Source organism: Nostoc sp. (assembly GCF_036917815.1).
Classification (GTDB): domain Bacteria; phylum Cyanobacteriota; class Cyanobacteriia; order Cyanobacteriales; family Nostocaceae; genus Nostoc.
Genome location: NZ_JBALEK010000047.1, coordinates 14703 through 39355 on the forward strand (window position 1 = coordinate 14703; position 24653 = coordinate 39355).

At 44.0% G+C, this 24653-nt stretch carries 19 protein-coding genes, 1 tRNA gene and 1 pseudogene; 5 read left to right on the forward strand and 16 right to left on the reverse strand.

The window, feature by feature from the left end:
• Nucleotides 1-121: 121 nt before the first annotated feature.
• From V7K97_RS13400 to ftsH2, 8 genes and pseudogenes are all read right to left on the reverse strand, one after another.
• Nucleotides 122-1156, reverse strand: a complete 1035-nt coding sequence (locus V7K97_RS13400) for a chlorophyll a/b binding light-harvesting protein (protein ID WP_334801532.1) — start codon at nt 1154-1156, stop codon at nt 122-124.
• 350 nt (nt 1157-1506) lie between these two features.
• Nucleotides 1507-2265 (reverse strand): alpha/beta fold hydrolase, encoded by a 759-nt coding sequence (locus V7K97_RS13405; RefSeq protein WP_334801533.1) that lies wholly within the window; start codon nt 2263-2265, stop codon nt 1507-1509.
• A gap of 167 nt (nt 2266-2432) precedes the next feature.
• Nucleotides 2433-2945 carry a flavodoxin FldA gene (gene fldA, locus V7K97_RS13410; RefSeq protein WP_334801534.1) on the reverse strand — a complete coding sequence of 171 codons (513 nt, stop codon included), beginning with the start codon at nt 2943-2945 and terminating at the stop codon, nt 2433-2435.
• A gap of 88 nt (nt 2946-3033) precedes the next feature.
• A complete protein-coding gene (locus tag V7K97_RS13415) occupies nt 3034-3249 on the reverse strand; it encodes a photosystem I reaction center subunit XI (RefSeq protein WP_334801535.1) in 216 nt (71 codons plus the stop codon).
• Nucleotides 3248-3826: pseudogene (locus tag V7K97_RS13420) on the reverse strand (chlorophyll a/b binding light-harvesting protein); the annotation flags it as partial. The gene V7K97_RS13415 and the pseudogene V7K97_RS13420, both read right to left, overlap by 2 nt.
• A gap of 2 nt (nt 3827-3828) precedes the next feature.
• The gene (locus tag V7K97_RS13425; RefSeq protein ID WP_334801608.1) at nt 3829-4851 is read right to left on the reverse strand and encodes a chlorophyll a/b binding light-harvesting protein; all 1023 of its coding nucleotides are present in this window, start codon (nt 4849-4851) and stop codon (nt 3829-3831) included.
• A 747-nt stretch (nt 4852-5598) separates the two neighbouring features.
• Nucleotides 5599-8127 (reverse strand): mannose-1-phosphate guanyltransferase, encoded by a 2529-nt coding sequence (locus V7K97_RS13430; protein WP_334801536.1) that lies wholly within the window; start codon nt 8125-8127, stop codon nt 5599-5601.
• Nucleotides 8128-8754: 627 nt separating this feature from the next.
• Nucleotides 8755-10641 (reverse strand): ATP-dependent zinc metalloprotease FtsH2, encoded by a 1887-nt coding sequence (gene ftsH2, locus V7K97_RS13435; protein ID WP_334801537.1) that lies wholly within the window; start codon nt 10639-10641, stop codon nt 8755-8757.
• Nucleotides 10642-11022: 381 nt separating this feature from the next.
• On the opposite strand from ftsH2, the gene V7K97_RS13440 reads away from it, so the two are divergent.
• Complete coding sequence (locus tag V7K97_RS13440) at nt 11023-11187, forward strand: hypothetical protein (RefSeq protein WP_334801538.1); 165 nt, start codon at nt 11023-11025, stop codon at nt 11185-11187.
• Here V7K97_RS13440 and V7K97_RS13445 read toward each other — a convergent pair.
• The 5 genes from V7K97_RS13445 to lgt all read right to left on the reverse strand — a co-directional run bounded on the left by V7K97_RS13445 (nt 11164) and on the right by lgt (nt 15670).
• Nucleotides 11164-11658: a hypothetical protein gene (locus V7K97_RS13445; RefSeq protein WP_334801539.1), complete on the reverse strand. Its 495-nt coding sequence runs from the start codon at nt 11656-11658 to the stop codon at nt 11164-11166. The two genes, V7K97_RS13440 and V7K97_RS13445, sit on opposite strands and share 24 nt — an antisense overlap.
• Nucleotides 11659-11989: 331 nt before the next feature.
• Nucleotides 11990-13435 (reverse strand): glutamate--tRNA ligase, encoded by a 1446-nt coding sequence (gene gltX / locus V7K97_RS13450; RefSeq protein WP_334801540.1) that lies wholly within the window; start codon nt 13433-13435, stop codon nt 11990-11992.
• A 218-nt stretch (nt 13436-13653) separates the two neighbouring features.
• Nucleotides 13654-13727, reverse strand: a tRNA-Asp gene (locus V7K97_RS13455).
• Between the two features lie 36 nt (nt 13728-13763).
• On the reverse strand, nt 13764-14588 hold the full coding sequence (cobM, locus tag V7K97_RS13460; RefSeq protein ID WP_334801541.1) for a precorrin-4 C(11)-methyltransferase: 825 nt from the start codon (nt 14586-14588) through the stop codon (nt 13764-13766).
• A 206-nt stretch (nt 14589-14794) separates the two neighbouring features.
• Nucleotides 14795-15670, reverse strand: a complete 876-nt coding sequence (gene lgt, locus V7K97_RS13465) for a prolipoprotein diacylglyceryl transferase (protein ID WP_334801542.1) — start codon at nt 15668-15670, stop codon at nt 14795-14797.
• Nucleotides 15671-16448: 778 nt separating this feature from the next.
• Here lgt and coaD point away from each other — a divergent pair.
• The 4 genes from coaD (at nt 16449) to V7K97_RS13485 (ending at nt 20047) form a co-directional block, all read left to right on the forward strand.
• Nucleotides 16449-17000, forward strand: coding sequence for a pantetheine-phosphate adenylyltransferase (coaD, locus tag V7K97_RS13470; protein WP_334801543.1), 552 nt, complete (start codon nt 16449-16451; stop codon nt 16998-17000).
• Nucleotides 16910-17578: a DivIVA domain-containing protein gene (locus tag V7K97_RS13475; protein ID WP_334801544.1), complete on the forward strand. Its 669-nt coding sequence runs from the start codon at nt 16910-16912 to the stop codon at nt 17576-17578. The genes coaD and V7K97_RS13475 overlap by 91 nt, the downstream gene beginning before the upstream one ends.
• 292 nt (nt 17579-17870) lie before the next feature.
• A complete protein-coding gene (locus tag V7K97_RS13480) occupies nt 17871-19397 on the forward strand; it encodes an AAA family ATPase (protein ID WP_334801545.1) in 1527 nt (508 codons plus the stop codon).
• Between the two features lie 2 nt (nt 19398-19399).
• Complete coding sequence (locus V7K97_RS13485; RefSeq protein WP_334801546.1) at nt 19400-20047, forward strand: hypothetical protein; 648 nt, start codon at nt 19400-19402, stop codon at nt 20045-20047.
• A 47-nt stretch (nt 20048-20094) separates the two neighbouring features.
• Here V7K97_RS13485 and V7K97_RS13490 read toward each other — a convergent pair whose 3' ends face one another.
• The 3 genes from V7K97_RS13490 to cysS form a co-directional block, all read right to left on the reverse strand.
• The gene (locus V7K97_RS13490) at nt 20095-21441 is read right to left on the reverse strand and encodes a TldD/PmbA family protein (RefSeq protein WP_334801547.1); all 1347 of its coding nucleotides are present in this window, start codon (nt 21439-21441) and stop codon (nt 20095-20097) included.
• Between the two features lie 177 nt (nt 21442-21618).
• Nucleotides 21619-23058 carry a TldD/PmbA family protein gene (locus V7K97_RS13495; protein WP_334801548.1) on the reverse strand — a complete coding sequence of 480 codons (1440 nt, stop codon included), beginning with the start codon at nt 23056-23058 and terminating at the stop codon, nt 21619-21621.
• A 107-nt stretch (nt 23059-23165) separates the two neighbouring features.
• The gene (gene cysS, locus V7K97_RS13500; protein WP_334801549.1) at nt 23166-24632 is read right to left on the reverse strand and encodes a cysteine--tRNA ligase; all 1467 of its coding nucleotides are present in this window, start codon (nt 24630-24632) and stop codon (nt 23166-23168) included.
• Nucleotides 24633-24653 lie beyond the last annotated feature (21 nt).

A 24653-nucleotide genomic window follows, 5' to 3' on the forward strand; every position in this document is an offset into this window, starting at 1 on the left:
AGTGCTGAGTAGTGAGTAGTGAGTAGGGGTTTAGCATTGCTAAACCCTGACAGGGAGTGGGAGAAGAATTCGTAACTTCTAACTATTAACTCGGAACTCAGCACTCACAACTCAGCACTTATTACGATTCGCTACCTATGGCATTTATTGCCCTTTCAATTCGGCTAAAGTCAACGCCAATTGCTCGTAGGGCGTGCCACAGATGACCTTGTAAGAAGAAGAAAGCTAAGAAGAAATGGGCATTTGCTAACCATGCTCTGGAAGTGTAAGCACCGTTAGCTAACTTAATGCTGTCGGCAAAATAAGGGCTAACTCCGAGTTTTACTTCCAAGGTAGAGCCATAAAATTCCACGGGATAAGCTAAGGTATTCACCGCACAAAAGTAAGCTGCAACAAATCCAGCTAAGGCAATACCGCCCAAAGAGTAGGAAAGGATGGCTTCACCAGAGAAAATTAAAAGCTTTTTCGCCCAAGGTAAAGGCTCTATGAGGATGTGCCAAATCCCGCCGCCAATGAGTAACAAACCTACATAGATATGACCACCGACTAAATCTTCTAAGTTGTTAACTGTGGCAAAGTGAGTTTGATAGCCATAAATAACCAAGGGGTTGAGGGTGGGGTCGGTGACAACTCGAACATCGTGAATTGTTGAGTCGTATAGTCCTCCCCAGAACATCGCTTTTCCTACTAGGAGTAAAGCAGCTACTCCTAAGAAAATCAGGTGATGTCCTAAGATAAACCCAAGTTTTTTCGGGTCATCCCATGTAAAGTGAAATTTCCGAGGGCGACCGGTGGCATCTTTTAAGTTTTTTGGCGCTTTGAAGGTGTGGAAAAGTGCCCCTGCGCCAAGTACAGCAGAAGAAATTAAGTGTAAAGCGCCGATAACGAAATAAGGGTAAGTATCGACTACCTGACCACCTGCGCCCACGCCAAACCCCAAGGTGGCTAAGTGGGGAAGCAAAATTAACCCCTGTTCGCCCATCGGTACTTCGGGATTGTAGCGAGAGATTTCAAACCATGTAAACGCACCAGCCCAGAGCGTCGTCAGCGCTGCTTGTGCCACATGAGCGCCGATAAATAAGCCAGAGAGATTGGCGAAGCGGGCGTTACCAGTCCACCAATCAAATTTGAGGTTGGGATTGCCGTATGTCTGCATTGTTCAGGTGATTAGTAATTGTTGCTAATAATACTCAACTAGTTGGTACTTGTTTTAGCAGTTAAATGTCGTATGAGTACAACAAATCAACTACCAGGTATGTAGATGCAAAGCTTAAGTTCACCGCAGGCGTTGCCGATTGTTATCTACTCTACTCGTTAAATCTAATTACCAATTATTGAGATTACAAACTTACTTTATTGAAAATAATTCTTATTTAGATCATCTATTTACAAAATGTAATCATTAAAACTGGAGGAAAAATAGGCAGCGCAAGCGGAGCGACAATAGTAAATATCATCGCTCGAACGCAAGAAAAGATTAGTTTTTAAGAGTGGGTTTTTTTGCCTTTATGAATAACTTGTAGAAGTGCTTAGAGATAGTCCAGATGCTTCCAATAGATGCGGATGATGGCGTTGCCAAAAACTCAAAATCTCTTCGCCAACCTGTTGAGGATAGAAGTAGTGAAAGAAATGATATCCTTGTGCGTATTCCCAAAGCTTATCTTCTGGCTTGAGCCAATTAAACCAGTCATGCAATGTAAGTGAGTTGACTATGGGATCATTCTTGCTACCACATACCATCATTGGCATAGAAACTCCACCCTTGGGTAAATAAACCAACTTAAACAAAGAGTGTGACGATGGAGATTGTTCTAAATCTTTATCTAAGGCAGCGACTAACTTCTTAGTGGTATGAGCTGGTTGATTTCCAAATAGACTGCGAACGGTGCTTGCCAAAACTAGTTCGCGGCTGATGCTAAAAAGTTGTCGTTGAAAGTAATAGTGAGCTTGCCAATTGTTTGCAGGTTGAGCTGCTACAGCTAGCAGAGTGAGCGATCGCACTCGGTGGGGAAATCGACGGGCAAAGGTTAAGGCGATCGCACCACCCATCCCATGTCCCGCTAAATGCAGGGGGCGATCGCACCATTCTAAAAAGTCATATAGCAACTCCACAGCTTTATCTATGGAACTGGCTTCATCTTTAGTTTGCTGGTATTCCCACTGGGCCACATTTATATACCCAGATAAATAATCAAGTAATGGTTTATCAAAACGCTGTAAAGCAGGACTGGCACTTAACCACAAAACATCAAATGAATCAGACATAAATACCTGTAACTTCTAAATTATCAATTTCGGCGGTTAGAAACTGCGTCTACACAAACAAAACCCGCCTCCGTGGGTTCAAAAACTTTAATTTTCTCTTAGTCCGCCTCCGCGGACTTTGCCTGTGTAGCCGCGAATTTTATTCACCCTGGCTTGAAGTTGACTTTCTACAAACCAAATTCTGTCTTCAACTGAGCAACCCAAGTTTTAATTCGCTCGTCTGTTAAATCAGATTGACTACCTTCATCAAGTGCCAATCCGACAAACTTGCCATTTTTCAAAGCTCTAGATTGCTCAAAGTCATATCCCTCAGTTGGCCAATAGCCAACAGTTTTACCGCCCTTCTGGGAAATTTTTTCTTCTAGAATTCCCATTGCATCCTGGAAGTTATCGGCATAGCCATATTGGTCTCCATCACCAAAATAGGCAACCAGTTTACCTTTAAAATCTATTTGATCCAAATCGGGGAAAAAGCTTTCCCAATCGCTCTGAAGTTTACCAATATCCCAAGTTGGAGAGCCAATAATCAGCAATTCATACTCAGCAAAAGTGGTAGTATCCGCTTCGTAAATGGGATGTAATGTTACAACATCACCACCAAACTCATCCCGAATTTTTTCAGCATCAGATTCAGTGTTGCCAGTTTGAGTACCGTAGAACAGACCAATTTTTTTCGACATATTTTCACCTGATATATGATTTGCGATTTTCTTGCCCTGGGAGACGATGCGCGATCGCAAGGATACCTATTTGCCAAGTTTGTGCAACTCAGAAAAACAAACTGCTATTGGTTAACAGCAGGAAGGCAAACAAAGCTCCACCACAGCTACCCACTGTCCACCCAGCATTAAACTCACTCCAAGACTTAGCTGTTTTCATGTTTTCCGGTAGCTCTCCTTGGGCAGGTTTGCGCCCTTGGAACGATACACTACCGTACAGCCACAGGCAAATCGATAAAATCAACAGTAGACCGATTGTGGCCACCGAAGAGATAGCCAAAGATGCGACTAGGGTTAATGGTCGGTTCAGTAATCACTCGCACAGATGCCACTACCGGATCGTAAAGACCACCCCAAAACACCGCCTTTGCTACCAATAACCAAGCCCCAAACCCCAACAACAGCAGATGAATACCGATGATAGTGGTCATCTTATCTTCATCTTTCCAGTCGTAGCCAAAGAAGCCAGGGAAAGAGGTGTTTTCACTTAATATTTCCGGGCCTAAGAGGGCGTGGTAAATGCCACCAGCACCCAGTACGGCAGAACTAACCAGATGTAAAACACCAATGACAAAATAGGGATAGGTATCAATAATTTGGCCGCGATCGCCAACACCAAATCCCAAGGTTGCTAAATGGGGCAGCAAGATTAACCCCTGTTCATACATTGGTTGAGAGGGGTCGTATTTGGTGATTTCAAACAGAGTCATTGCTCCTACCCAAAGAACAATCAGGCCAGCATGAGCTATATGAGCGCCCAAAAGCTTACCCGACAGGTTAATGAATCGGGCATTGCCAGCCCACCAACCGGATTCCTGGGTTGTTATCGTTGCAGTTGCCATTGTTAGATTGCCTCCCCACGAGTTGAACGGATGACTCTACCCTTTGAGAAGTCAAATCCAGCAGCGCGTAAGGCGTGCCAGAGATGCCCTTGAAGAAAGAAGAAACCTAGCCAGAAGTGAGCATTTGCCAGCCAAACGCGAGAGGATAGTAAATCTCCACTCTGGAAATAAGGAAAGCGGTCAAACCCAATACTCAGGGCTGGCCCATAAAATTCGGGTGGGTAAGCTAGTGTGTTAACAGAAACAAAATAGGCAGCAATTAAACCCATGAGAGCTAAAGCACCCAAGCTGTAAGAAAGGTATGCTTCTCCTGACCAGATAAAAAGCTGCTTTGCCCAGGCGAAAGGTTGAGTAGTAATGTGCCAGATACCACCGGCAATGCAGAGAATGCTGACCCATATATGACCACCAACCAAGTCTTCTAGGTTGTTGACTCCAGCAATCCAGTGTTTGCCACCACCGCCAAATAAGTAGCCAAAAATAACGGCAGAGTTCCAGGTGGGGCTAGAAATTATCCGCACTTCACCCACCGTAGAATCGTACAAACCGCCAAATAACATGGCTTTGGCAACTAGTAAACCTGCTCCCAGACCCAGCAATACTAGGTGAATACCCAGAATAGTGGTCATTTTATTAGCATCTTCCCAGCGATAGCCAAAGAAGCAAAATCTCTCTTCTAAGATGGCGGGGCCTCGTAGGGCATGAAAGATGCCACCAAGTCCCAAGAAGGCGGAGCTAATTAGGTGCAATACTCCAATGACGAAGTAGGGATAGGTATCTACTATTTGTCCACCATTTTCTACACCCCAGCCGAGGGTTGCTAGATGGGGCAATAGAATCAAGCCCTGTTGGTACATTGGTTGGGCTGGGTTGAAGTGGGCAAGTTCAAACAGGGTTGTTACACCAGCCCAGAGAACAATTAACCCCGCATGAGCAACGTGAGCGCCCAAAAGTCGTCCTGAAAGGTTGGTTAACCGGGCGTTCCCTGCCCACCAGGGAATTGACTCTGGTGTTTGAACAGCCATCCTTGTCATAGCGTTACCTCCTGAGAAAGTTTACAAATAGCTCAGATATATCGCTAGCTTAATGCATATTAATATCAATAAGCTTGAAGATATACTATCAGACTTATTGAAAAATTTTTGCATTTAGTTAGAGTAAACTTTTGTGAAGTATTTCCGGAAAAAAGCCGCAAAAGCGGGCGGCGCTTCATTCCAACTCAATAAGGAGTGGGCTACAAAACAACTTCTTGTAAATGCCTTACGATCGCCTCACAAAACATCCAGATAATTACTTGTTTCAAAAATCACTTCGGTAAAACAAGCTAGAGGAAGTAAGTTTTGTGTGCATTTATGAAATTAATCCAAATACTGAAAGTAGCTGTAATTCCTGTTTTGACTGTGTTGAGCTTGTTGTCTGCATCAAATAAAGTACTAGGGCGTGTTTTCAAAGTCTTAGATCCCCCCAACCCCCCTTAAAAAGCAGGGCTGTTTCATTCGATCTCTTAGAGATTTTGTCAATAGTGCCCCTACACCTAGCGATATAATGTTGTACCGCATCTGAATGGGAACCGCTATACTGGGGAAGCTTTAATTTATTTTGATTGCAATTACGCCGGTAGAAAATTACCCGAATGTCATAATGTCCAATGATAATTTTGAAAACATCTCGGTATAATTCGTGATTTATTGTAATGACGGTTGTGGACTCGTTAACGTAATTCGTAATTAAATAATTCAATTACGAATTACGTTAGCGTAGCCCATTACAAATTACACTTCGGCGGGTTGATATTCTTGTTGTCTTTCCACAAATGCCTGTACACGGGTGCGGTAGTTTCTCACAGTTTCATCTACCCATTCGCGATCGTTGCTATTTGCATACAAATGCACCAGTGGTTCGCTAGCATCTGGTAAAACTAATAGCCAACTGTCATCATAGGGTTGACAAATTTTCACTCCATCGATTAATTCTAGGTTTTGGGCGGGGTGAGTTTCCACTAAGTAACGCATCAAAGCACCCTTGGCTGTCCACGGGCAGCGTATTGTATAAGTTTTGTGAATTACACGGGGCAATTCCGCTCGCGCCGCAGCAAGCGATCGCTCCTGTATAGTTAACATTTCAATGATCTTCGCAATGCAGAACATAGAATCAAATCCCGGATGCAGTTGCGGGAAAATAAAACCAGTATCTCCACTACCTCCCAATACCACATTCGGGTTTTTCTGACAAGCCTCCATTAAAGCTGTCGGGTTAGCTTTGGTGCGAATTACTCTCCCATCATGGCGACGGGCGACTTGTTCAATAGCACTGGAAGCATGAACTGGTACTACTACAGTTCCTCTGGGGTTAGCTGTCAGAATCATATCGACCATCAGTGCTGTTAAAGTTTCCCCACGAATTGGGTAGCCTGATTCATCAACTAAAATTAGCTGTTCCCCGTTAGCGGATACTTGCACACCAAAGTTAGCTTTCAATGCCTCCACTACATGACCTAACTGAGTCAGCAGTCCTTCGCGGTCAGCTACAGACATCGCCGTTTTATTGACACTGGCATTCAGTACGACTGCATCAGCACCAAATTTATCTAACATTTGGGGTAAAACTGCCCCCGATACGGCATAAACATAGTCAATCACCACTTTTGCCCGACTGTTGCGGAGTGTATGAACATGTAAAAGTTTCTCAAAAGCAGTGCAGTAGCGCTCCATGACTTGGCTAGGATAAGATACATCGCCAATTTCATGAATTAGCGCCCGCCGCATATCTTCCTTAAAGTAAGCCCCTTCAATTTTCTTTTCCAGGGCTTTGGAGATATTAATGCCCTTGGCATCCATGAATTCAATCAAAATGTAGTCGGGGCGATCGGGGTGTACCCGCACATGGATACCACCAACTACCGACATTGTAGGTATAACTGTGCGGGCAATGGGAATAGCTGTGGCATCGAGATTTTGAATATCAATACCTACTGACATTAAACCAGCAATGAGCGATCGCGTCACCATCCGCGAAATATTACGCTGGTCACGGGAAACCGTTACCTTAGAACCAGGTTTTAAGGTAGAACCGTAAGCAGATCCCAATTTCACGGCGAATTCTGGGGTGATGTCGATATTAGCTAATCCTTGCACACCACGTTGCCCAAATAAATTCCGTTGGGCAATATTGCCCCAAATCAAGTTAATGTTTAAAACTGCGCCTGATTCAATCTTTTTACTAGGCCAAACACGCACGCCGGGGCTAATTTGGGCTTCTTCTCCCACCGTAGAAAGCGAACCCACAACAGCAGCTTCTAATACATGGGCGCGGCGGTCTACACGAGTGCCACGGGAAATCACACAGGCAGAAAGATGTGCTTCCTCGCCAATTATTGCCCCATTCCACACTATAGGACGTTTGAGATTAGCATCAGCGCCAATAGTAACATTATCTCCAATTACAGTTCCGGCCTCAATTTGGACTCTTGCCCCAATGCGGCAATTATCACCAATCACTGCTGGAGTTTCGATCACAGCCGTCTGATCGATGTAAGTATTTTGGCCTACCCATAACTCATGGGAAACTTCTTTGTAGGGAAAATCCAGTTGTACCTTGCGATCTAATGCGTCATACTGAGCCTCGCGGTAGGCATCTAAGTGACCAACATCACACCAGTAACCTTGATCGATGTAACCATACAGGGCTGCATCTTTTGCTAGTAGTAAGGGGAATAAGTCTTTGGAAAAGTCGCATTCAGTGTTTACTGGCAGATATTCCAAAACTTCTGGTTCAAGAATATAAGTGCCAGTGTTGACGGTATCGGAAAAAATTTCACTACTAGAGGGTTTTTCTAAAAATCGCCGAATCCGTCCTTCCTCATCGCTAATCACCACCCCAAACTCAATGGGGTTGGGAACCCTGGTTAAAATCAAAGTCGCTTTTGACTTTTTTTGTTTGTGAAATGCGATCGCTGCCGTGAGGTCAAAATCTGTTATGCTATCACCGCTAATGACTAAAAAAGTTTCATCAAGAAGTTCGGCAATGTTTTTCACACAGCCTGCTGTACCTAAAGGCTGATCTTCTTCGACGGCATAAGTCATCTGAACGCCAAAATCGCCGCCATCTTGAAAATAATCTCGCAAGACGTCAGGTAAATAATGCAATGTTGCAATCACTTCTGTAATTTGATGTCGTTTGAGGAGATTAATAATATGTTCGGCAATTGGTCGATTTAGAATTGGCACCATCGGTTTGGGCAGATCGCAAGTTAATGGGCGAAGCCGCGTTCCCGAACCCCCTGCCATCAGTACTGCACGCATAAATCCTCCTTAACTAGTTACAGCCTTCGCTGCTTCAATACCCATGAGATATCTTTTATTCTTCCTTCTTTAGTCTCCTATGGATATTGATATTTGAGGAACTTCCATAAGATGCATCTGGATTGGGGTATTGGGCATCTAACCGAAACAGACTCATGATATAGAGCAACTAAATTTATTTATGGGTAATACCAATTCTGTATGAAGATGCGCCAAACTACATGAGGAACGAACCGCATTCGCGCAGCGTCTCGTAAGAGTTGGACACAAAGAGAGAAAATTTGGCGCAGCCTCACAAAGAAATGGTATTAGAAAAAAATGTATTTTCAGACACACTGCGCGATCGCCTTTGGTATGTCGTAGAAATAAATGTGGTGTCTTTATGATCTTTGGGACTTCCGAGAATTCAGGACTTAGCACAGGTAACGGAAAATCGAACCACAGAGGACGCAGAGTACACGGAGGAATAGGAGTTTAAGAGGTTTCTTGCGTAAGTCCTAGAATTGGCTAACTGGCTCTGAAAAAACCAAAATTTTAGGCAAAAAAATGAGGATGGCGTATACCATCCTCATTTTATTTTTTGTTATTTTACTCATTTCCAGATGGTAGCTAGAATTGAGTCAAGTATTACAGTTGAGGTACGTACTGTTGCTTCTCAGGCACTTCAGCGTACTCAGCCACAATCTGGCGAAATTCTTCGCCGTCAATGGTTTCCTTTTCAATGAGCAGATCGACTAAGCGATCGCTCACAGTCCGATGCTCACGGATAATCTTCTTAGCATTTTCGTAGCATTCTTCCACGATCGCTCGCACTTGTCCATCAATGCGGGAAGCGATGGATTCGGAATACTCAGATCGGGTTGTCCAGTCACGACCCAAGAATACTTCTCCCTGCTGGCTTTCTAACGACAGTGGTCCTAAGTCGGACATCCCGAAACGAGTCACCATTTGCCGCGCCATTCCTGACAACTGCTGCAAGTCTCCACCTGCACCAGTTGTGACTTCCGCAGCCCCAAAAATCACCTCTTCAGCAGCCCGACCACCTAAAGCACCAGTAATTCTAGCTTTGAGTTGAGAACGAGAAATTAACCCCTGTTCTTCGTTGGGTGTAAACCAAGTTAAACCCTGTGCTTGTCCTCTTGGGATGAGTGTGACTTTCTGTACTGGGTCATGGTCTTTTAACAAAGTCCCAACCAAGGCGTGTCCAATTTCGTGGTAGGCAATTAAGCGCTTGCTCTTGCTGTCTACCAAAGGAGTACCTTCCATCCCAGCGACTACGCGATCAACTGCATCATCAATTTCGCGGAGGGTGACCGCTTCTTTGCGTCTTCTAGCAGTGAGAATTGCCGCTTCGTTGAGTAAGTTGGCTAAGTCAGCACCAGTGAATCCAGGAGTGCGACGAGCGATCGCATCTAAAGATACACTAGGGTCTAGTTTCTTGTTCCGTGCATGGACTTGCAAGATTTCCAAACGCCCTTTGATATCGGGTGCATCGACTGTTACTTGGCGGTCAAAGCGACCGGGACGCAACAATGCCGAGTCTAATACGTCGGGACGGTTGGTAGCAGCAATAATAATGATGCCTGTGTTACCTTCAAACCCGTCCATTTCGGTGAGCAATTGGTTGAGGGTTTGCTCTCTCTCGTCGTTACCGCCACCGATACCAGCGCCCCGTTGCCGTCCTACAGCGTCGATTTCATCGATGAAGATGATACAGGGGGCGTTGTCTTTGGCTTTCTTGAACAAATCGCGGACGCGGGATGCACCCACACCAACGAACATTTCCACAAATTCCGAACCGGAAATACTGAAGAATGGTACACCTGCTTCGCCAGCGATCGCTTTTGCTAGTAAAGTTTTACCAGTTCCAGGAGGTCCTACTAACAACACTCCCTTGGGAATCCGTGCGCCTACAGCCGTAAATTTTTCTGGCTGTTTCAGGAAGGTGACAACTTCTTGCAATTCTTCCTTAGCTTCTTCGATCCCGGCTACGTCGTCAAATTTGACCCCGGTTTTGGCCTCCATTTGGAAACGCGCTTTAGATTTGCCGAAGTTCATCGCTTGACCTGGGCCACCGGGGAGATTGCTAGAACGGCGGAACAAAAAGAACAGTCCGGTAATCAATAAAACTGGGAACACAAGATTGCCCAATAATCCCCAAATTGCGCCATCATTCCGCATGGGGTGAGCATCAAAACTAATAGCTTTTTCTTTGAGCTTGCTAATTAACTCAGGAGCGTTAATAGGCAAATCCACCCGCCACCTTTGGACACGATTTTCGATGTCTGGATCGCGGGCTTCGATAATTGCAGTCCTACCACCTTCGTACAAATCTACGCTAGTGACGCGATCGCCGTCTAAGTATTCTAGAAAGCGGCCATAAGTCATGCGGGTATTGGCTGTATTCTTACTCATGTCGGCAGGAGCGCCTGCAAAAGCCCCTTGCCAAAAGAAAAAGCCAATTACCAAAGCTGGCAATGTCCAGAGTACTACGACTTTCCAAGAGAATTTCATCTTAATTTGCCTCTAGATACATATACAACTCATCAGCCCTAGCAACAGAATGTTCATCACTATGTGACTTTAAGCTGTTAAACGGATGTTTATAAATCCATTTTGTTTAATTTGATCTCTTATATGCACTGCTATAGAGCGATTAGCCCATTATGGCAATGCCAACAAGAATCTTAATCAAAGTTAACTTAATTTTAATACAAAATCGCACGAGAAAAGGGAGCGCAGCAGGATACAAAGACACGGATAATTTCTCCAAAATGCTTCTCGTGCCGTTCAAGCCGCTCTCAATCTTCATTCTGGGGACTGGGGAGTGGGGGAGATGAGGGAGTAGGGAAAGATGAGGGAGATAAGGCAATACGGTTCGGTTAAGGTTTTTTGATGAAAATTCTAGATCACAAAGACACGATAAATCGCCGTCAAGACGAAAGACTGATTATTGTAGAGACGGCGATTCATCGCGTCTCTTGTCTTAACCGAACAGTATTGGGAGATAAGGGGGAAGAACCAATGCCCAATCCCCTACTTAACTTCTGTAATTTTTAGAGTGTAAGGGAGATACTTGCCTTTTTGGTAGGAGCCAACCCAAATTTGGTAACTTCCAGGTAGCCATTCACCAACCATACCAGCATTTTTGCCATCAAAATCGTCATTACACCAAGTACCGCCGGGTCCCTTGATAATCATGGTGGTGTCTTCAGGACTTTGCACTTGTAGCTTCAGGTAGTCAAATTTACTTGTTAGTGCTAATGTGTGGTCTGGTGTTTCATCAACAAATCCGGTACAAGGACCAGTGGCTGTTTCACTCCTCCCAGCTACTTGATTCCCAGGTATTGAACCACCACTCATCCCGCGAACTGTCATGGGGTCTGGCGAAAACTGAGAGCCAATGGTGACATCTCCAAATATCGTTGGCGCTTCCTGAGCATCAGTCACAGCATTAACTGTCGATATGATGAAGAGCGTAACTATCATGAACGATAATCTCATCCCTCTATTGAGCGCTTTTGTCGGCATTGTAATTACGTTCGCTTCTAAGTGTTTTTGAAGACATGAATTTTACACACCAAGTTCCCAACATGAGGAGAATTGACTAACTATTTTAGATGTGAAATTGAGAATAATTCATTAGTAATTAGTCAATGATTTCTTGTTCTCATAGTTGCTCTACCTTATGGATCTACGGTGTACACACAAGTCGAAAAAAGCTTGATTTTCCATTATTTTCTCGTTGCTCTTGTTCCCATGCAGAGCATGGAAACGAGGAAAAGCGTATTGCCTTATGGATAGGGGCCCACAAATGTGCGCCCCTAAAATCTAAAATATTTCTAAAATTCAAAAGTAATCGCTAATTCACTTCCGTTATAGCCCGACTCAAGCGCGGCTTATCTAAACCAATCTGATTTAGTAGTAACCAAGATTGGATTAGATCCGGGCCATGAACATCTCCAGTTAAGGCGGCTCGGAGCGATCGCATCACTAAGCCTTTTTTGACTTTTTGCTCTTTCACCACTTGTTTAATAATCTCCTGGGCGGCGGCTTCCGACAGTTGCGGCTGATTTTCTAAAGCTGTGACAATCCCCTCAAGGACAGCAACAGAACCTTCTTGCTTCAGTTGCGTACTACCTTCGTCGCTAAATTCAACGGTGTCGCTAAAAAACACTTGGCTTTGAGCTACTGCATCTACCAGGCGAGTCAAACTTTGGCTAATTAAAGTTACTAGTTGCTCTAACCAGGGGCGTTCCCTTCCACCATCAAATTTATACCCAGCCCCTTGCCAATAGGGTATAAGTAAATCTGTGAGTTTATCTACTGGCGTATTGTGGATATACTGACTGTTCAACCAATCCAGCTTGTCCCAGTCAAACTTTGCACCTGCTTTATTTACACGTTCAAAGCCAAATTCTTTCGCTGCTGTTTCTAAGGTAAATATTTCTTGCGTCGAGTCTGGTGGCGACCAACCCAGCAATGTCATGTAATTCACCAAGCCTTCAGCAGTAAAGCCCATTTGCTGAAAGTCAGAAATGGAAGTAACACCATCTCGCTTAGAAAGTTTGCGTCCTTCCACATTCAAAATCAAGGGTGTGTGGGAAAACTCTGGGATTTTTGCACCCATTGCTTCATACAGTAAAATTTGCTTGGCGGTGTTGGCGATGTGGTCTTCTCCCCGAATGACATGGGTGATTTGCATATCGATGTCATCCACGACAACGACAAAGTTGTATAAAGGTTGACCGCTCCCTTCTTCTGAGGCGCGGGCGATGACCATATCACCACCTAAATCGCTACCTCGCCAAGACATCTTTCCCCTTACTAGGTCATTCCAGACAATTTCCCGTCCATCTTCGATTTTGAAGCGAATCACAGAAGAGCGACCTTCGGCTTCAAAAGCGGCGCGTTGTTCTGGGGTGAGGTTGCGGTGACGGTTGTCATAGCGAGGAGCTTCACCTCTAGCTTTTTGGGCTTCTCGGAGAGCCTCTAGTTCTTCAGAAGTGGTGTAGCAGCGATAGGCTAATCCTTGATCTAGCAGTTTTTGTACTGCTTCTTTATAAAGATCCAGGCGTTGGGATTGGAAAAATGGCCCTTCATCCCAGTTAAGTCCTAGCCAGCGCAATCCTTCAAGAATATTGTCGGTGTATTCGGGACGCGATCGCTCTAAATCTGTGTCTTCTATTCGCAGTATAAATTTCCCGCCGTGGTGACGGGCAAATAACCAATTAAATACAGCCGTTCTAGCTGTACCAATATGTAAATTTCCGGTTGGACTCGGCGCAATTCTGACTCTGACAGTCACAGTTAATTCTCTCTTTCGCAAAGCATGATAAATGTAGCTTATATTTAAACCCTGAATCTTGAGTCAATCATCTTGATCGCCTTTAGCTACGGTCAGGCGAGACGCACACCCTACAAGAGGTAGTTGAATATTTTTATTTGGAAGTCCCTAACTAATAAGCAATGCCGAATTCCTATATTACTCATCAGAACTCAGCATTAACTACTTATAAGTGGGAACGGGACTGACGGGGCTCGAACCCGCAACTTCCGCCGTGACAGGGCGGTGCTCTAACCAATTGAACTACAGTCCCTTGTTTGTCAACTTTGCTATTATCACTATTTTTTTTCTACTTGTCAAGTGTTTTGGAGTTGGGATAGGAATTTTCATTATGAGACGAGCGAAATAGATGACTATGTTCGGGATGATATAAACGCGATCGCCCTGTTGCTGTGGAGAGTGCTGGACTGATGATATAAAGTGTAGTGCGAATTAGTTTTTCTTGATGAGTACAGTCTGCCATTTGATTCAGGGGGACAACCCTAATCTTTTCATCAGGCCATCCGATGCGAAAGCAAATGGCAATGGGGGTTTCGGCTGGGTAATGTTCGAGTAGTTTAGCTTGGGCATTTTCGACATGACGCGCACTTAAATACAGGCAGAGGCTAGCCTGATGTGCCGCAAGAGTGGCTAACTCTTCAGTAGCGGGGACTTCTGTACGTCCGCTAATGCGCGTCAAAATAATAGTCTGGACTAAACCAGGGACAGTCAGTTCTACTTTGAGTTTGGCAGCCGCAGCTTGAAAAGCGCTGATACCAGGTATGACTTCAAAAGGAATATTTGCCTCTGCTAGGAGGTGCATTTGCTCGTGGATGGCACTGTAGAGGCTAGGATCGCCAGAATGGAGACGGACGAGAGATTTGGATTGCGATCGCACCCGATCGATCATAATCGGCAAAATCTCTTCTAAAGTCTGATTCGCAGTTCTAATTATCTCCGCATCTTCTCGGCAAAGTTCTAAAATCTGTTCGGGTATTAAAGAATCAGCAAATAAAATCACATCAGCCGCAGCCAGGAGTTTCTGTGCCTTCACCGTTAATAAATCAGGATCTCCAGGGCCTGCTCCCACAATATACACAGATGGTTCTAGAATATATTGTGTTATTTTATACATCAGTTTTTCTGTATATTCACTTTTAAAAGAACACACGGCAATCCCTCAAAAATTTTTTGGCAGATTCTTCAGTATCTTTCCGGATTTACCCTCTTTCTCTAGTAGAGAGTAATGGTAGATGCACCCTGGTTAAGCCCTAGAGAATACTCTGGGGCATTTTTTATTTTTGGGCATTGGGAATTGGGAATTGGGCATGGTTATTTTCCTCATCTCCCACTCTCGCCATTTCCTTTAAAAGTAGGAACTACATCGGGTAAAGGGCGTTTAAGTAAGTAAAGCCAAGCTAATCCAACTAATCCCAATAAAATTCCTAGACTGCTGACTACTTGTGCCATCCGTAATGATCCCAGCATCAAGCTATCGGTGCGAAAGCCTTCAATCCACAAGCGCCCTAAGCTATAGGCTGGCCAGTAAACTAGAAACAGTGTGCCTACCTTCAAACGGGGCTTACCGGATAAAGATCGGAAAAACAACGTTATTAGTAGCGCAAACACCATTAAATCCCACAGAGATTCGTAGAGGAAGGTGGGATGAAAGTAATCGAAACTAACGTAATCTAGAGGACGACGATCTGGTGGAATATAGAGCTTCCAGGGTAAATCAGTGGGATCGCCAAAAGCTTCAGAATTAAAGAAATTGCCCCAACGTCCGATCGCCTGCCCTAAAATCAGCGAAGGCGCTACTAAATCTGCTAGTTGCCAAAAAGAAACCTGTTTGATTTTGGCAAAGATTAACGCAGCTAAAACCCCACCAAGAATCGCTCCATGAATGGCAATACCTCCTTCCCAGATAGCAAAGATTTTTCCTGGAGTTGGGGCATATTTTGACCACTCAAACAAAACGTAATATAGCCTTGCGCCAGGAATTGCCCCAATCAACAACCAAAAGAATAAATCGCCTAGCAACTCAGGATTAACATTACGGCGCTTTGCCAATTCCTGGGAAAGGATAACGCCAATTAAAACTGCTGTGGCAATCAACAAGCCATACCAACGGATTGTGAGTGGCCCTATTTTCACCAGAATTGGTCCTGGAGAAGTAAACTGAAATGCCAAAGGCAAGGCGGAAAAATCCAGTGCCATGAAAAATTACCTAGAAAAGTTCGTTAACTACCCGCGCACTTTGCTAAGTACGGAGTTTTTTGTGTCTCGGATACTGGAACTACACTTGAATCTTCCACAACATTGTGGGGACTTAGTTGACACTCTCAGATCTAAAGACACTGAGATTCTTAGTTCATCGACGTGCCTTAAAATAACCTATCCTTGCGGCAATGCTTAAACCTGAAACCCGTTCAATAGAACCAAGCATCGAGTTCAATTTAGATAATCCCAGGTGGCTCTCATCTCCCTAAGCGTTAGAGAAGGAGTTCTCTTGTTCCCGTGTGCCCCACGGTACATTTAATGTTTTTTGAAAAATAGTTAGTTTGCTGGATTTAGATCCGCGCTGGCATCCTAGTTATTTTTAAAGTGGTTTATTCACTACCCACTTGCCATTATTTTTTCCTAGCCAGTCGTTTTGGGGTTGATTATCCATTTGTGCTAGCGGTTATTCTACCTGTGGCATAACTATATTATGCCCCCCCCCGCACCAAAAATTAATTCTGAATGGGGTTAAAACCCCACAATTCACTTATATCTCAGGTCTAAAGACACGTAGCTCTACGCTTACCGGCTAACTTGTAAAAATCCAGCATCCATATTTAGGAGTCTAGTTCCTAATGCCTAGTTGAGCATAACTTGTGCCACTAAAACAATTGAATTTAGCATCTTTACCCAGAGCGCAAGATGGTAAATTTGAGTAGGTTACGTAAAACTGTTTCGATATAATCACGTAAACAACTTTGATATATTTAAAATTGTGATTGCTATTTATCCTGGTAGCTTCGACCCCATCACTTTGGGACACCTTGACCTCATTGGGCGCGGTAGTCGGCTGTTTGAGCGGGTGATTGTCGCTGTACTGCGGAACCCTAACAAAATTCCACTTTTTAGTGTGGAGCAACGGCTAGATCAGATCCGTGATTCTACACAACATCTACCTAATGTAGAAGTAGACAGCTTTGATGGTCTGACTGTCAACTATGCCCAAATGCGACAAGCACAAGTTTTGTTGCGGGGTTTACGGGCTGTGTCAGATTTTGAAGTGGAACTGCAAATGGCTCACACCAATAAAACTCTTTCTACCGAAATAGAAACAGTTTTTCTTGCAACCTCAAATGAGTATAGTTTTTTAAGTAGTAGTGTGGTAAAAGAGATTGCAAGGTTTGGTGGCTCTATCGATCATCTCGTTCCCCCACACATTGCCCTGGATATATACCAATGCTACAATCAGAAATCTCCAATGTCGAACCCAATCTCAACGGAAACAATCCCGCACCTCAAGAATATCTCGGTGGAGAGGGAAGCATAGATATTCAGCAGGAACTCAACCGCCTAGAGGAAATAGTTCTCTCTAGTCTCAGGATTCCGTTGACGGGACGCACACTCATAGATGAAGAAAAGCTACTAGATCAGCTTGATTACATCCGGGTGGCTTTACCATCACTTTTTCAAGAAGCAGCAGCAGTTCTCAACCAAAAGGACGAGATTTTGCTGGAAGCAGAAGAGTATGGGCAGCAGGTTGTTGAGGCTGCACAAGCAAAAAGAGCGCAAATTTTAGCTGAAAGCGATATTATTCACCAAGCGAAACAGGAAGCTGAACAACTGCGGCGACAAGTGCAACAAGAGTGTGAGGGAATAATGCAAGAAACCCTCGCGGAGATTGACCGCAAGCGGTATGCTTGTCAGCAAGAGTTAGAGTTGATGCGACAAACTGCGATCGCTCAGGCTCAAGAAATTGAAGATGGTGCCGATCAATATGCCGATGGACTTTTGGGAAATATTGAGCAGGATCTCAAAGAGATGTTGCGAATTGTCACCAATGGACGCCAACAACTGCAAATTGATAACCTCACCCAGCGCAACTCATCTCCTGGCAAAAAAAGATAAACTGTAGTCCTAGCATTTACCAATTTGGGCTGACGGGGTTGTAGAAAGATGATTTGATGTATTTTTCTTATAGAGACGCAATATACACATCCCGTTTATACAAAACATGCTTTGCTAGAGGCGTGACAGCTGATTGAGCTAGTTGCGAGTATCAGGATATAAGGAGGTTTTATCCAACCAGACCCAAAATTTCTCAGGTTGTACAGTCAAACTAGAACAAGGAGGTCTATTCTGTTTGTGAGCCACATCTGCTTGGCACATTTGCAATTTTTTCTGCCAACAGAGGAATATTATGCTAACTAGGTTGAAAGTTTCTGGTTTTAAGAACCTCGTCGATGTTGATGTCCAATTCGGGCCATTTACCTGTGTAGCCGGGGCTAATGGGGTTGGTAAATCTAACTTATTTGATGCTATTAAATTTTTAAGTGCGATCGCGGATATTCAACTAATTGAAGCTGCCTTATCTGTGCGAGATGAAGGAGGTCGAACAGCTGATGTACGTAGTCTGTTTCATCGGGTTGGTGACGAATATGCAGATGAAATGTCCTTTGATGCCGAGATGATTGTACCAGAAGAGGGTGTAGACGATCTAGGGCAAAAGGCGGAAGCTAGTATTACTTTTCTTCGCTACTCTATCATCCTTGCTTACAGATCAGATGATGGCTTGCGGTCTTTAGGTTCCCTAGAAATCATTAAAGAGGAGTTAGTTCACATCAATCTTGGTGATGCCAAGAAAAACTTATTGTTTCCTCACAGTGTTGAGTGGCGTAAATCAGCAGTTAAGGGGCGACGAACTTCACCATTCATTTCAACCGGAGACGACAAAGGAAAGACAGTAATTAAGCTACATCAAGACGGGAGGAATGGAAAACCCTTGTCTCGGCTAGCCATGAATCTTCCCCGAACCGTGCTATCTGTGGCTAATGCGGCAGAAAGTCCAACGGTGCTGCTGGCGCGAAGAGAAATGCAATCCTGGCGGCTACTTCAGTTAGAACCTTCAGCACTACGGCAGCCAGACGAATTTACATCGCCCACAAAGTTAGATATGGATGGTTCTCACTTAGCTGCAACACTCTATCACTTGGCACGCATCAACAAAAATCATCCCATAAATGGACTGTCAGATGATGAGGCGGAAGCACAGGTTTACAGCCAAGTTGCGAATCGGCTGGCAGAACTGATTGATGATGTAGGTGAAGTAGGAATTGACCGGGATGAACGACGTGAAATTTTGACGGTAATAGTTACTGGCAAAGACAGTACATCACATCCAGCAAGGGCGCTATCAGATGGAACCCTGCGCTTTTTGGCATTAGCAGTTCTAGAATTAGACCCTCACGCACAAGGTCTTTTGTGTTTAGAAGAGCCAGAAAACGGTATTCATCCAGAGCGTATTCCCAAAATACTCAAACTACTTCAAGACATTGCTACTGATGTTGATGAACCTATTGGGATAGATAACCCCCTTCGTCAAGTAATCATCAACACTCACTCACCTTCAGTAGTTATGCAAGTACCTGACGACAGCCTATTGGTTGCTGAATTAAAGGAAACAGTAGATTCAGGGAAGCGATTTAAGCGAGTATCGTTTGCTTGTCTACCTGACACTTGGCGACAGAAAGACCCAGAAAGCATGAATGTTGTACCCAAAAACAAATTACTTGCTTACTTGAATCCGGTAGTACTTGGTGAATCAGAGCCTGAGAGTAATGGAAAAGTAGGAAATCTCCAGCAATCAAAACCAACACAACCCAAAAAACGTCGAGTTGTGGATAGAACTGACCTTCAACCACTAATTCCCGGTTTTCCTACTGAATAGGCATGAAAGAACTTTGCTACACTTTGCTGTCAGACGGCAGTTCAGATAAAGCACTGATGCCTATCCTCACCTGGTTATTACGGGCGCATCAGGTTGAGTGTGCTATCCAGTCTAATTGGGCGGATCTACGACGCTTACCCAAACCACCGAAAAAGTTATTACCACGGATTATCAACAGCTTAGAACTCTATCCTTGTAATCTCTTGTTTATCCACCGAGATGCAGAAAGAGAACCACGCGAAAAACGTATAACGGAAATTTCAGAAGCGCTAGAAGAAGCAGTTAAAAAATCAGTAGTAGTGCCACCTCATATTTGTGTGATTCCGGTACGTATGCAGGAGGCGTGGCTTTTATTTGACGAAGTAGCGCTACGGAAAGCGGCAGGAAATCCTCGTGGACATCAACTATTACAACTGCCAGATATTCGTAGACTTGAACAAATACTTGATCCAAAAAATATTCTCTATGGACTTCTGTACGAAGCTAGTGAGTTGAAAGGTCGGCGGCTAAAGCAATTCTCGGTAAACGAACGTGTACACCGATTAGCTGAACTTATTGATGACTTTTCACCCCTAAGAGCTTTGTCTGCTTTTCAATTATTGGAAACTGACATTCAACAAGTTATAAAAACACAAGGTTGGTGTTCCTAATAGAGGTGTAAAATTTTGCATTCCCAGAGGATATTTACATGAACTGATTACAAAGTATATGTAAAATCTTCCACTAGCATACCAGGAACTAAACTACCTCCAAGTTGGCGACTATCATAAGTTCCGACTTCAGGAATGAATTCTTGAAAATTAGTCAAATCTACTAAGTTTTCTCCCCAAAAGCGATAGAGACTTTCATCAAAACGTAAGTTTTCAATGGGGGCGATAATTTCTCCGTTTTCTACCCAAAAACAAGCATAACGAGTCATACCTGTGATTCTACCAGTGTGGCGATCGCTCCAATTCAAGTAATGCAAATTAGATACATATAATCCTGTATCTAAACTCGGAATAATCTGCTCAAATACCAAATTTCCCGGACTCACTTCTGGCGCTCGTAAAGTCTCTGAAGCATTAGCGCCGTTGGCAATTTTTTGATATTCTTTAGCAGTCCGAGAATTCACCAGAGTATTTACCAAATATCCTTTTTCTATTATAGGTAACTCCGGTGCTGCTATTTCTCCCAATTCATTAAATCGTGGTACTAATCCCCGTTGGAAGTTTTCTTTCAAACTAAATGCAGTGGAAAGTTGTTTTTCTTGACGCGATAGAGCAGCTAAAGAGCTGTTTCCTTGCTGAATATCAGCTTCGCTCACAGAACCCCAAGAAAGCATCATTAATAAATCTGCGACAGCAGCTGGTGCAAAGTAAGTTTTGTACTGTCCTCGTGGCAATTCTTTAGCTGGGCGAGTCAGCAATTCTAGTTGCTTTTTGGCTTCGCTAATTTTGGCTATATAAGCAGATTTATCCCAATCACTCCCGGCAAATGTGCCTTTAACTGCTTGTCCAGATGGGGAAAATAGAGAGTAATCTAAGGTAAAAGAATCAGTTGCAAACCAGTGTTTTTTACCACTAGAATCACCATAGGCTTTAATTACCGATCCCCCGGCATATATCCCGGTAAAATCTAATTCAGAAACTAGTTCTAGTACAGTTGGTACTACTGCTTCCGCCGCCAATAAATTCCCAGAATGTATTTCTCGACTGGTATTATTTCCTGATGGCAAAACTAGATATGGATCGATGGGTAGTAGAATAAGTTCGTCACGTAGTTCTTGCAAAGCAGTATATGTTAACTGCCAATCTAGATCCCAATTTCCAGTAAAGGGAAATTGGCGAACACTATTGCGCTGATCTTGCATCAAAGTCAGTTCTATCCAACCATCAGCGACACAACCAGTTTGTCGCACTTTTGCATGATTAAAACGAGTAAATTGACTTATTTCACTGCTGAGTCTCACGGTGAATTGTTCATTTTTTGCTTTTTTAATCAGCAAACTTTCAATAAGTCGATTAAAGCTGACTTCTAATACAGATAATTCCTCAATTTTCATAGATATTAAATATTAATAGGGAATAGGGAAAAGTAGAGACGCGATTAATCGCGTCTGTTTGGAGAGACGCGATTAATCGCGTCTGTACAAGAGTTGGGAGTAGAGACGCGAATCGCGTTTGTACAGGAGTTGGGAGTTGAAGATTTTTAACTACTAACTTTCAACTCCTAACTTTTTTCAAGTTCCTCCACCAAAAACTTCGACATTAGCAAATACACAGACAGGTGAGCCGTGTCCTACCCAAATGGCCTGATTTGGTTCTCCTTTGCCACAATAAGGAGTACCATACATTTGCCAGTTTGTGGCATCTCCGACTTGAATTAAACTATGCCAAAACTCTGGTGTTGTGGCGCGATAGTTAGGATTACGAAGGGTTTTGGTAAGTTTACCATTTTCAATTAATTTAGCGTACTCACAACCAAATTGGAATTTGTAACGGCGATCGTCAATTGACCAAGATCGGTTAGATTCCATATAAACGCCGTGTTCTATCCCAGCAATAATGTCTTCAAAAGTACCGTTTAAAGGCTCTAAATTCAAGTTACCCATGCGATCGATGGCTGGTCGATTCCATGAGGAAGCACGGGCACAGGCAACTCCTGCTACACCTGCTCTGGCTTGGCTCTCCAGACTGCCTAAACCCCGTTGAAGTACACCTTCTTTAACCAAGTACTCCCGCGTGGCTACAGCACCTGTATCATCAAAGCCATAGCTAGCAAATTCACCAGGGACGGTGGGATCAAAGGTAATGTTCATCAGTGGCGAACCATAAGCTAGGTTGCCAAAATCACTTTTATTAACGAAGCTGCCCCCAGCATAGTTACGCTCATCTCCCAAAATTCGGTCAATTTCTAGGGGATGCCCGACACTTTCATGGATTTGCAGCATCATTTGATCTGGGGCTAAAACTAAGTTGGTACGGGTGGTTGGGCATTCCTCTGCTGTCAAGAGTTCTATTGCTTGTTCGCCAATTTGCCGTACCCGATGCCATAAGTTTTCTTGTTTTAATAGTTCAAGTCCGCCTTGGTAACAGTTTGCTTGGGAGCCGTTGTTGCTGCGCTGTTGTACAATTGCTCCATCTTGGGCGGTGGCTCCGTAATTAGTGCCTATAGATAGTATTTTTTGATAGACTTCTGAACCGTTGCTGCTAATAAACCAAGATTCTCTCTCGGTTGTGCTGGCACTGGCGATGGTTTGCACAATTTTGTCATCAACTTTGAGCGTTTGGCAAATCCGAATTAGTAAATCGTTGATTTCTCCCGGACTCAGAGCATCCAATGGCTCAAGAAATGGAGATTTATATTCACCAACGACTTTCGGGCGCTCACATTCACGGAAGGGATGTATCCACCATTCACTGGCTGCTAGTGCCTGTTTATAGGCTGTTTGAGCAGCAGCTTGGAGGGAAGATAGTTCTAGAGAGTTAGTTGCTGCATAACCCAGACAGCCATTAACCAAAACTTCCAGCATGGCTCCGACAGTGAAGGATTTGCCGTTTAGTTGGGGTAAGGCGTCACGGACTAGACGGGTAGTAGAAGTTTCCTTTACGGCTCTAATACCAATCCAATCAGCAGGAATATCGAAACTAGCGATCGCTTTTTTAAGTTCAGACCACATAATTTAAGGGAATGGGGAATTGGGGATTGGGGATTGGGGATTGGGGATTGGGGATTGGGGAGAATTCAATTTATTCCTAGTCCCTAGTCCCCAGTCCCCAGTCCCCTCTAATTACGATGCCAGCGTGTGCCATCACGACTATCAATTAGCGTAATACCTTCTGCTTGAAGTTCGTCACGAATGCGATCGCTTTCGGCAAAATTTTTGGCAATACGTGCTTCTCGCCTTTGCTGAATTCGCGCCTCAATTTCTGCATCGCTTAAACCACTACTCGTGGGAGTTTCTGTTTCTATCTTGGCTTCTAAACCTAAAACTCCAGCTAATGTGACGAGAGTTTGCCATTGACGCTGTAACTCCTCAGGGGAAGTTTCGGTTTTCCCTTCATGCACAAGAATGTTTCCCTGACGACGCAGTTCTTTGGCTAATTCAAACAGCACTGTTAATCCACCAGGAAAATTAAAGTCGTTATTTACCGTTTCTTGGAAGCGTTCAACAGTTTCAGGAAGTAGTGAGGCAGTTCCCACTCCCCAGCCTAGTTTTTTGCCGTATTGGTAGCCGAAGAGTAACCCTTCTTTGATGGTGTGCCAACCGTTAGTTGCTGCGGCGATCGCTTCGTCGGTAAAATCTATGGGTGTACGATATTGAGCAGTCAACACGAACAACCGCACTGCCATCGGGTCAACTCCTCGATCTAGTAAGTCTCGAATAGTGGTAAAATTACCCAAAGATTTGGACATTTTTTCACCATCTACCTTTACCATGCCGTTATGCATCCAGTAATTTGCTAAAGGTTTTCCTGTCACAACCTCAGATTGGGCAATTTCGTTTTCGTGATGAGGAAAAATTAAGTCAGTACCACCAGCATGAATATCGATGGTATCACCCAGGCGATCGCGCACCATTGCCGAGCATTCTATATGCCACCCCGGACGACCTGCGCCCCAAGGTGATTCCCAAGCTGGTTCTCCCGGTTTTGCTGCCTTCCACAAAGCAAAATCAAAGGGATCTTTCTTTTTCTGATATTCTGGATCTTCGATGTTGACGCGTAGGCGTAGCCCGCCGTAGGCATCGCTTTTCCCGGCTTGCATATCTTCTAACTTACGTCCAGAAAGCTTGCCATACTCAGAAAACTGCCGCACAGCATAATATACATCGCCGTCAGCAGGGTAGGCAAAACCTTTATTTTCCAACTCATGAATTAACCGTTGAATGCCATTCATCGTGTGGGTAGCACGGGGATATTCATCAGCTTCTTTGATTCCCAACCGCGCCATATCCTCAAAATATGCTTTGATATAGCGATCGGCTACAGCTTCCATTGAGGAATGCTCAACACAGGCTCGATTGAGAATCTTGTCATCAATATCGGTAAAATTTTGGATATATCGCACTTCATAACCGATAAACTGGAGGTATCGGCGCACGACATCCCAAACGATGCAAGCTCTAGCATGACCCAAATGGCAGTAGTCGTACACCGTCACACCGCAGTAATACATCTTAACTTTGCCTGGTTCGACTGTTTCAAACGGTTCTTGACGACGGGTGAGGGTATTGTAAAGGTTTAGGGTCATAACAGAGTAATGCTGAAATAA